General features: G+C 38.5%; 8 protein-coding genes. 5 read left to right on the top strand and 3 right to left on the bottom strand.

The features are described 5' to 3' along the window. Positions 1–162: 162 nt before the first annotated feature. On the bottom strand, positions 163–624 hold the full coding sequence (locus tag AC6F75_RS05500) for a DUF4440 domain-containing protein (protein WP_500713949.1): 462 nt from the start codon (positions 622–624) through the stop codon (positions 163–165). A 708-nt stretch (positions 625–1332) separates the two neighbouring features. Between AC6F75_RS05500 and AC6F75_RS05495 the strand changes: the two genes are divergently transcribed. The 5 genes from AC6F75_RS05495 to AC6F75_RS05475 all read left to right on the top strand — a co-directional run bounded on the left by AC6F75_RS05495 (position 1333) and on the right by AC6F75_RS05475 (position 8054). Next, entirely contained in the window at positions 1333–2160 is an 828-nt protein-coding gene (locus AC6F75_RS05495) for an alpha/beta fold hydrolase (protein WP_500713947.1), read from the top strand. A gap of 172 nt (positions 2161–2332) precedes the next feature. Beyond that, positions 2333–2494, top strand: a complete 162-nt coding sequence (locus AC6F75_RS05490; RefSeq protein ID WP_500713946.1) for a hypothetical protein — start codon at positions 2333–2335, stop codon at positions 2492–2494. A gap of 625 nt (positions 2495–3119) precedes the next feature. Then, on the top strand, positions 3120–5495 hold the full coding sequence (locus AC6F75_RS05485; protein WP_500713945.1) for a PAS domain S-box protein: 2376 nt from the start codon (positions 3120–3122) through the stop codon (positions 5493–5495). Continuing rightward, the gene (locus tag AC6F75_RS05480; protein WP_500713944.1) at positions 5474–5938 is read left to right on the top strand and encodes a response regulator; all 465 of its coding nucleotides are present in this window, start codon (positions 5474–5476) and stop codon (positions 5936–5938) included. Before AC6F75_RS05485 ends, AC6F75_RS05480 begins: the two co-directional genes overlap by 22 nt. Before the next feature lie 490 nt (positions 5939–6428). Further along, on the top strand, positions 6429–8054 hold the full coding sequence (locus AC6F75_RS05475) for an amidohydrolase family protein (protein ID WP_500713943.1): 1626 nt from the start codon (positions 6429–6431) through the stop codon (positions 8052–8054). A 54-nt stretch (positions 8055–8108) separates the two neighbouring features. Here the strand turns inward: AC6F75_RS05475 and AC6F75_RS05470 are convergent, their stop codons facing one another. Both AC6F75_RS05470 and AC6F75_RS05465 read right to left on the bottom strand, forming a co-directional pair. After that, positions 8109–8891, bottom strand: coding sequence for a membrane metalloprotease (locus AC6F75_RS05470; RefSeq protein WP_500713942.1), 783 nt, complete (start codon positions 8889–8891; stop codon positions 8109–8111). Between the two features lie 199 nt (positions 8892–9090). Continuing rightward, positions 9091–9579, bottom strand: a 489-nt coding sequence (locus tag AC6F75_RS05465) for a class I SAM-dependent methyltransferase (protein WP_500713940.1), incomplete at its 5' end; no start/stop codon positions are given.

Raw genomic sequence — 9579 nt, 5'->3', positions numbered from 1 at the left:
GAATCCGCCAGAGGCGGAGAAGGAGGAAGGCGGGGATCTCATCAATCAAAATCCAAAACGTTAATTCATTCATTGATCAAAAAGCACAGCAAGATGCAATCCTGCCTGCCGCAGGCATGGCGCGCGGCAGCGGGGGAAGTTTCGGGAGCGCGGCAATATAAATTAGTCCTCGACAGGTACATTTTGGACAGTTGAATGTAGATGGCTAATTTTCCATTCCCCATTAGTTTTCCTCCATATTTTTGTTACATACTCCTTCATTTTTGTTCCTTCACCATTAGGATATTCCAAAGTACGAACGACATAGCCAGTATTTTGAGATAATGGGAAGATTTCCAATTTATCAACAAAAGGTTTTTTGAATGGTCTTGGAATAGAGTTACAGAACTTTTCAATTATTTCTTTTGAAGAGACTTTCCTTCCATTCGCCAGAAATGTAATATCTGATTCCATCATATCCAGGACTACAGAACAATCTCCGCTCTTAAATGCAGCCTGCTCCTTTAATGTCGCTTCATTTATTTCGAGTTTAACTGCTTCCAAATCTGCGTTTTGTGCCATCAAAAAATTCGGAGTGTTAAAACTAAAAATAGATACAAAGATGATGTTCTGAATTGCTTTCATAGTTTCTGTTTTATGTTACACAACTTGTTTATATACGCTACTTTTCTCTCATAGTATGTTAATACAGCAAGCCAAACCTTTAGGTTCTTAATATTTACTTGATTTATTTCTTCATTGTGGGGGTATTCAAATATAAATAAAAACACTGTTGTCCGGTAAAAAAAATATCGTCCCTAAGGGACTTATAGAAATTTTGTAATGTATTTATTACCAATATTTTGTCCCTAACGGGACTAAAGCCCCAGAGGGGCTATATATTGGTAATCAAAAGCAACCCTTACATATAACAAAGTCCGCCAATCGGCGGACGGAATATGTTAATGGTTTATATGAATTCAATTATTTTGCCGGACAGTAGTGAAATAAAATGTTAAAACTTTAACGCTTAAAACCACAAAAATGGGTGAGGCTATTTTACGGGATTCTGCAATACTGTGAAAAATTCCAAAAACTCAAGCAAATTCCATGTTTCTTTTCCCTTCTCTATTCTCTCTTTTCAAACTCAGAGAAAACCTCACTTTTTTTTGCCAAATGGTGTCAATTGGTGTCAAATAAAAATGTGAAATATGTAACATTATTCACAAAATATGTAATGCTACCTAAGCATTCAATAATTATTTTTATAAGTTCATAAACAATGTAATACCTTATGTCTTGTAAATGATTACAAATAAGGCATCGGGATTTGACTTTTAAAATAGGAATACCATGGAAACTGCAACACAAGATTATGACTTAATGGCCACTTTATATGACTTTCAAATGTCCTATGATGATGTGGGTGAAGGAAGCATCCCAATTATCTTCTTGCACGGTTTTCCTTTTGACAAATCGATGTGGCAGGAACAGCTTGACTTTTTAGAATCTTCCCACAGGTTAATATCCTGTGATATCAGAGGATTTGGAAAATCAACAGATGAGGAGACACCGCTAAGCATTGAGCTGTTTGCTGATGATTTGATACAGTTTATGGACCGGTTAAGTATCGATAAAGCCATTTTATGTGGACTATCTATGGGCGGATTTATAGCTTTGAATGCTTTGAAAAGATTTCCGGAATACTTTGAAGCATTGATTTTATGTGATACCCAATGTATTGCAGACACCCATGAAGTACAAAAAAAACGCTATAAGACTATTTATGACATTGAAAGTGATGGAGTGGCTGATTTCAATGAAGGATTTATCAAAAGTGTTTTTCACAAAGATTCATTAACAAACAAAAAAGCACTGGTTGAGCAGCTCAGAAGTGTTGTGTATACTAATTCAGAACACATTATCAAAGAGGGGTTGATCGCCCTTGCTGAACGTTCAGAAACTTGTTCCAATTTGAGTGAGATAAACATTCCAACATTGATTATATGCGGCAGGGAAGATGAAGTAACCCCACTTGCACAATCTGAATTTATGAATGCATCCATTAAAGGTTCAATACTACACGTTATTGATCAGGCGGGTCATGTATCCAATCTTGAGCAACCCGACGTATTCAACAAACACATTCTCGATTTCTTGACGTCATTAAAAAAGACGTAAGACTACAGGACTTAAGACGTAAGTCTTCAAGACATAGGAATGCTGAACTGTTTACAAACTTGAAAACCTGTGATTTATGTAAACAAGTTTTGAAATTGTGTAACATACAGAATACCATGAATTGCCATCTTTGTATCAGTTCATTAAAGTACTACTAAACTTAAAAATCATAATGGAACATAAGAACAAAAAAGAAGAAAAAAGTAACAGCAATAACGGCCTTCGAGATTATAAAATAAAGGGTGACCCAAACAAAGAATCCGTTGCTGTAAAAGAAAAACGAAAACGCATAGAGAAAGATGTGAAGTTTGATTCAGGAAAAAGAAACAAATAAATAAAAAAAAAATGAAAGCAGATTAGGAAAAAATTGTAATTAAGTTGTTGGAATTTTAAATACCAATCAATAAAAGATTTAAAACTAATCTGAGTTTGAAAAAGGGAGTCTTTGGGGAAGGGCTTCCTTTTTTTGTTATCCTCGCGAATTCGGAAAATCGTAGATTCAGCATGGATAATCCCCGTTAATCAAGCGCAATCTAAAGATATATGACACTTTTTTAACAATGAACCATAAACAACAAATTTATCCGCCGAAGGTTTACCGTAGGAGGACAATAAACTTTAAAACCCCACTACTCTGTTAATATTTAATTAGTTATGCCTTTTAACACTTAAATAAATCACAAAATAGAATAATTACCGGTTTTAATCAAACAAATCAAATTTAATAGCTGTAAATTTGATTAAGTTTAATTATCCATTCATAGTTTAATCTGGTTTGAATTCTCGTTTAGAAAGAAATCAAAAAATAGGCTATCCAGGCAGTTAAGGCCATACTTCCCTAAAACATTTTTAATCTTTCTCTTTTTTTATTTTGTGATATTCAAAATAGAAATCGGGTGATTTTAACGACACATATTAACTTTCCCCAATTTTATTTTACCGCATAAACTTAAATAATTATGCCACACAATCTCCAATTTTGGACAATTTTTCAATGTATACCCACTCCCAGTGTGGTATTGCTGCCTGATGCGCCAATGTTTACGATTGTAGCGGTCAATAAAGCCTATTTGGAAGCATTGGAAGCAGCAAATAAATCAGAACAGGATTTGATTGGAAAAGGAATCTTTGAGGCATTTACTGAAAACCCGGATGATACTTTATCAAATGGTGATGAAAATCTGAGAAACTCCCTGTTTATCACAATCGCCAAAAAGGAAACGCATATCATGCCGCTTCAAAAATATGACATCCCCATTCGCGGTACTTCAAAATTTAAAGTTAAATATGCCAATGTTCAGAATATTCCGATCAAGGATGATGATGGCAACATCACCCATATTTTGCACTCGGTTGAAGATGTAACCGATAAAAAAAGCATGGAACTTTCACTTGAAATTGAAAAACAACGTTACAATGATTTATACTTTCAATCGCCTTCCTGTATGGGTATATTAAGGGGTCCGGATCATGTGTATGAATTGGCAAATCCGCTCTATTTGGAGCTTGTGGGCGAAAAAGATGTTATAGGTAAGACCGTAAAAGAAGTATTGCCCGAACTTGAATCAAATGGTATTTTCAAATCCCTTGACAGGGTCTATGAAACCGGCGAAACATATTCAGCAAATGAGATGCTTGTAAAATTTGACCGCCATAGAATCGGTGAACTCATCGATACTTACCTGAACTTCAATTATCAGGCAAATAGAGATAGTGAAGGGATTATAAATGGCATCCTTTTCTTTGCCACTGATGTGACTGAGTTGGTGCAGGCTCGTAAAAAAATTGAGGAAAGCGAAAGCCGTTATAAGGAACTCATTCAAAATTTACCTGTTGCAACTTATTCCTGTGACCTTGATGGATGCTTATTATTTTACAATAAAGCGGCAGTAACCTTATGGGGGAGAGAACCTGAAATAGGGGCAAAGTGGTGTGGTTCTTGGAAGATTTACAGTCTTGATGGCAACCCGCTTCCTGTGGACTTGTGGCCTGTGGCAATAGCCGCAAAGAAAAGCGATAATATTACCTATAAGGAAATCATTGTAGAACGCCCCAATGGGCAAAAGAGAAATGTCATACCATACCCGGTTCCATTTATGGATGAAGACGGTGAGGTCATCGAGGTTGTAAGTGTGATGATTGATATTACTGAAAGTAAAGAAACGGACAAAATTATCAGGGAAAGTGAAAAAAAATACCGGCAGATTGTGGAAACTGCACAGGAAGGCATCTGGGTGATTGATGAAGATAATGCCACCACATTTGTCAATAATAAACTTTGTGAAATTCTTGGATATTCCCGGGAAGAGATGATGGGAAAAGACATCTATTTTTTTATGGATGAAGATTCCAGAAAAATGGCCGGTATATTGATGAAAAAGAAAAAAGAGGGATATACCAATAAAATACAATTAAAATACATTTCAAAATCCGGTAAAGATGTTTGGTCCCATATTTCTTCAAATCCGCTTTTTGATGAAGCAGGCAGGTATAAAGGAATCCTGGCTATGGTTACCGATATTACCGAACAAAGAAAAACAAATAAAAAACTCAAAAAATTAAACAAAGAGCTCGCTTATCAAAACGCAGAGAAAGAAATCCGGACTGAAGAATTAAGCCTTACAAATGAAGAATTGGTCAAAACAAATAAGGAACTGGACCGCTTTGTGTATAGTGTTTCTCACGATTTACGTTCGCCGCTCACCTCAATTCTTGGGCTTATTTCTATTATTGAAGAAGACAGTAAAGAACCTGACACTCTTGAACATGTAAAAATGATTCGCAACAGCATAATCCGCCTTGACGAATTTATTAAAAATATCCTGAGCTATTCGCAAAATAACCGCACCGGGCTGGAATACCAGGAAATACCCATCGAGAAAACCATCAATGAAATTTTGGACTCTGTGCGCAATATCAAAGAGGCAAAAGGAATTTCATTTCAAGTTGATATTGACGAGCAAATACCATTTTGTTCTGATAGGCAACGTTTTAACACCATCCTGGAAAACCTTATTTCCAATGCCATTAAATACCATAAAGATGAGGATCCCGAAAGATATATTAAACTCATCGGTACAACTAATAACAATGAATTAAAGCTCAATATCTCTGATAATGGAAAGGGTATAGATACTGAATTTCACGATAAAATATTTGATATGTTTTATCGCTTGCCCGGCAGTACTGAGGGTTCAGGCTTAGGTCTATATATTGTAAAGGAATCCATTGATAAAATGCAGGGGACCATTGATATACAGTCTGAAAAAGGAGTAGGAACTTCTTTTGACATTAATCTTAAAAACTTTAAATCATGCAAGACGGGCTTAATATAAATTTTGAAAATGTCATGGTCATTGACGATAACCTTATAGACCTCTATATTTCATCACGATTGATCACTAAAAACAGTTTTGGAAAGAAAGTGTTGCAGTATTCTTGTGCCTTTGAAGCATTGAACTATTTGCAGGAAAATCAGAAAAACATTTCCCTCTTGCCTGAAGTCATTTTTGTGGATATATACATGCCGGGAATGACCGGATTTGAATTTATGGTTGAATATGATAAATTACCAACCACTCTAAAAAAACACTGCGGGGTATTTATTATTTCCTCATCGATTGACGAGCGGGACTGGGATAAAGCAAACAAGGATAAAAACATATTGGCCATGAAGGAGAAACCAATTTCCAAAGATTTCCTAAACGATTTGAAGGTTAGTTACTGCATTCCCTATTCTAATTTATTTTTTGCGATGATTAAAAATCGGAAAGGGTAGAACTCAAAACTACCGGGAATGGAATTCCTCTGCATCATTAGCACTTAATGAAATGGACTTAAGATGGCAGGCATCGCCGTCGGCGCTCCGTCGCTGAAGCTATGAAGCGTAAGTGACAAGCCTATGGCGACCGAGGGACGTAGGACGCCTGCCCGCCAAAGGCTGGTAAGACAAGGTGACCCTCAGTGTATTTGTTCATTCCGATACCGAAGATAGGAGGTGAGGACCTGCCGGTAGGCAGGATCGCATCCTGTTGCTCAGCAATGCGTTCTTACTCTGATGCGACTCCTCCTTCGGCGGACACGGCCCTCGTCGCTCGTGCCTCGCTCTGTCGGAGTGAAAAAAAAAAGGGGGGATTGTGGTTGAAAAAAGACCTAAGACAACTTTTTAACCAAAAAACCATAAACAACAAACAACAAAACCTCCCACATAACTTTTCCCGATTCCCTCTAAAATTCCTATTTTTGCCTTCCAATCAACATTTACAACAATGAGAACTTGCTTCCTTTTAATTTCGACCCTGCTTTTAATTTCCTGTACCAAAAAAATCCCTGCAGACCTGCTAATCATCAATGCCAACGTCTATACCGTCAATGCCGATTTTAACAAGGCCGAGGCTTTTGCTGTTAAAAACGGGAAAATCATTGAAGTGGGCACCACTGACGCTTTACGCGAAAGATATGAAGCCACTGTAACCTATGACTTTGCCGGAAAAACGATCGTTCCCGGGTTTATTGATGCCCACGCCCATTTTTACGGACTGGGGCTTAACCAAAGAGTAGTGGACCTGGTGGGTGCCGAAAGCTATGAAGAAATGATTGACCGGGTTGTGGCTTTTCAGGAAGAAAAACAACTCGATTATATTGAAGGCCGCGGCTGGAACCAAAACTTCTGGGAAGTGAAGGAATTCCCCAACAAAGAAAAACTCGACGAACTCTTTCCAGATACTCCCGTGGTACTCACCCGCATTGATGGTCATGCATATTTGGTCAATCAAAAAGCACTTGACCTGGCAGGCATCACCACCCAAACCAAAGCCGAAGGCGGTTATGTTGAGGTGAAAGATGGTAAACTGACCGGTATCCTTATTGACGGAGCCATGGGCGTGATTAGATCCATAGCACCGGATATCAGCCTTGAAGATGCAACGCGGGCACTTAAAGATGCTCAGGATATTTGTTTTTCTTACGGCCTGACCACCATAAACGACGCCGGATTGGATAAGGATATTATTTATTTGATTGACAGCCTTCAAAAGTCGGGCGAACTGGATATGCGCATTTATGCCATGGTATCAAACACCCCGGAGAATCTGGATTACTTCCTTACCCGTGGTGTCATCAAAACCGACAAACTCAACGTGCGATCCGTAAAAGTCTATGGTGACGGGGCACTGGGTTCACGAGGTGCGGCACTTAAAGAACCTTATCACGACCATCCCGGTCATTATGGTATTTTTGTGACTCCTGTAGATGAAATTGACAGTCTCGCCCGGCGCATCGCCGAATCACAATACCAGATGAACACTCACGCCATAGGTGATTCAACAGCTTTGGTGGTGCTTCAGGCTTATAACAATGCTTTAGGCGAAGGCAATAAGCGTCGTTGGAAAATTGAACATGCACAAGTAGTTGATGTGAATGACTTTGATTATTTCTCAAAAGGGATTATTCCATCTGTCCAACCCACTCATGCCACCAGTGATATGTATTGGGCAGAGGATCGTTTGGGCGCAGAGCGAATGAAAGGGGCTTATGCATACAAAACCCTGCTCGAAAAAGCGGGAATCATCGCTTTGGGAACCGATTTTCCGGTTGAGCATGTGAGTCCATTTTACACTTTTTATGCTGCTGTAGCTCGAAAGGATTTAAACCAATATCCCGAAGGTGGTTTTCAGATTCAGGATGCACTTTCCCGAGAGGAAACGCTAATGGGAATGACCATTTGGGCAGCTTATTCCAATTTTGAAGAGCACGAAAAAGGTAGCATTGAAATCGGGAAATTTGCCGACTTTATTGTTTTGGACAAAGACATCATGAATTGTGATGAGGATGACATCCCCAACATTCAGGTGGAAGCCTCTTTTGTGGGTGGCAAAATGGTGTATAGAAAATAAGCCACAGATAACCCTCTCAGGGTTCAAAACCCTGAGAGGGTTGAAACAAATGATTTATTTCCCCCCTTTTGCCTGAAGGTCCTCAATACATAGTTGTTCAAGTACCCGGTCTGTTGACTTGCTGAGCAGCATACGGGTTACAACAGCGCGCTCTCCGGTCGTTTCAAAAAACATCAGGCATTCTTCAACCATACAGTGTTTGCTGTTTTGAGTGTCTTCGTGAATTTGGTGGATATCATCGAGTTGCAGGTTGACCAATCCAAACAAATGGCCAAACTCGTGGTTTAATGTCGTTCTTTCAGCCAGGCCAATATTAATGCCATGAGAAATGGCCGCATCGTTGATGGTTTTCTTATAGATCACCGCCGAAGTATTTCTGTATGCCGTACCCAAAGTCACGCGTGTTGGAGTATCGTTATTTGATTTTTTATTTGAAAAAAAAACATAGACCGCAAGGTTGGTGCCATCATTATAAAAAGTGCGATGATCGTTTTCAATGGCTACAATATCGTTTATGGTGTATGAATTTCCGTTAATGTCAGGCTGTATCATTCGCTCTACCACAGTAATACCTTCTGGTTTGTTGATACGCTCCCCTAGGAAATTGAGCAGGTGATTGACAGTGCCGGGTTCGGGGTAAAAGCCTTCGGCATAAACAATTTCAAGGGTGATGTTTTTAAAGTTGTTGTCTCTTAAAAAATCTTCAGAAGAGGTGCCAACACTTTGCTTATTTGCCAAAGTAGGGTCAGCAGGAGGGTCTTTGTCATCACTTTTACACCCAAGAAACAAGGTGAGTACCCATCCAAACAATAAAATGCGGTAAGCGGTAATTTGCATAGCAGAATTTTTCTTTAAATATAAGGTAAGAATAAGGTGAAATCAAAAATTTATGAATTTAACACTGTTTTTTGTTTATTAAGGATTCCATATTTCTTTGTGTGTTCTGTGCCTTCTTTGTGATCTCTGTGGTTAACAAAATTGACCTAAGACTACAGGGTGTAAGATGTATGACAAGGAGATTTTAAAACATATAAAACTACACCCATAGTTTCGCAAGATAATCATAGTGTTCACCTTCAAAAACCAGTTCGCTTTGCAAGCCGGCTTCAAGAGATAATGCTTTCAATAGTTCAAAATGGAGGTACAGCCAGTCAAAAGTTTCTGAGGCTTCACCTTTATAGGACATTTTAAATGTAAGCTCACCATAATAATCCCTGTTACCTGTTACCCAAACACCTCCGTCTTCATCTTCATCAAACATATAAATCAGATTGCTGGAGTCGATCAGGATTTGCCCACCGGAATTGAGTAATGATTTCAGATGTTTTAAATGTTTTGGTGCGGTTTCCAAATTTTGAAAGATACCCGTTCCGTTCATCAAAAGCAGAAGGGAGTCATATTTTTCGGAAACATCCAAAATATCCATGACTTTTGCATTTTGAACCCCTCTGAGCTTACACACTTCAATCGCTCCGGGCGAAATGTCAATAGCGGTTACGTCCAGTCCTTTTTCCTGTAAATAGAG

It is taken from the genome of Planktosalinus sp., from assembly GCF_059864935.1.
The sequence above is the reverse complement of the archived record's forward strand: the minus strand, read 5'-3'. Positions and strand labels throughout refer to the sequence as shown.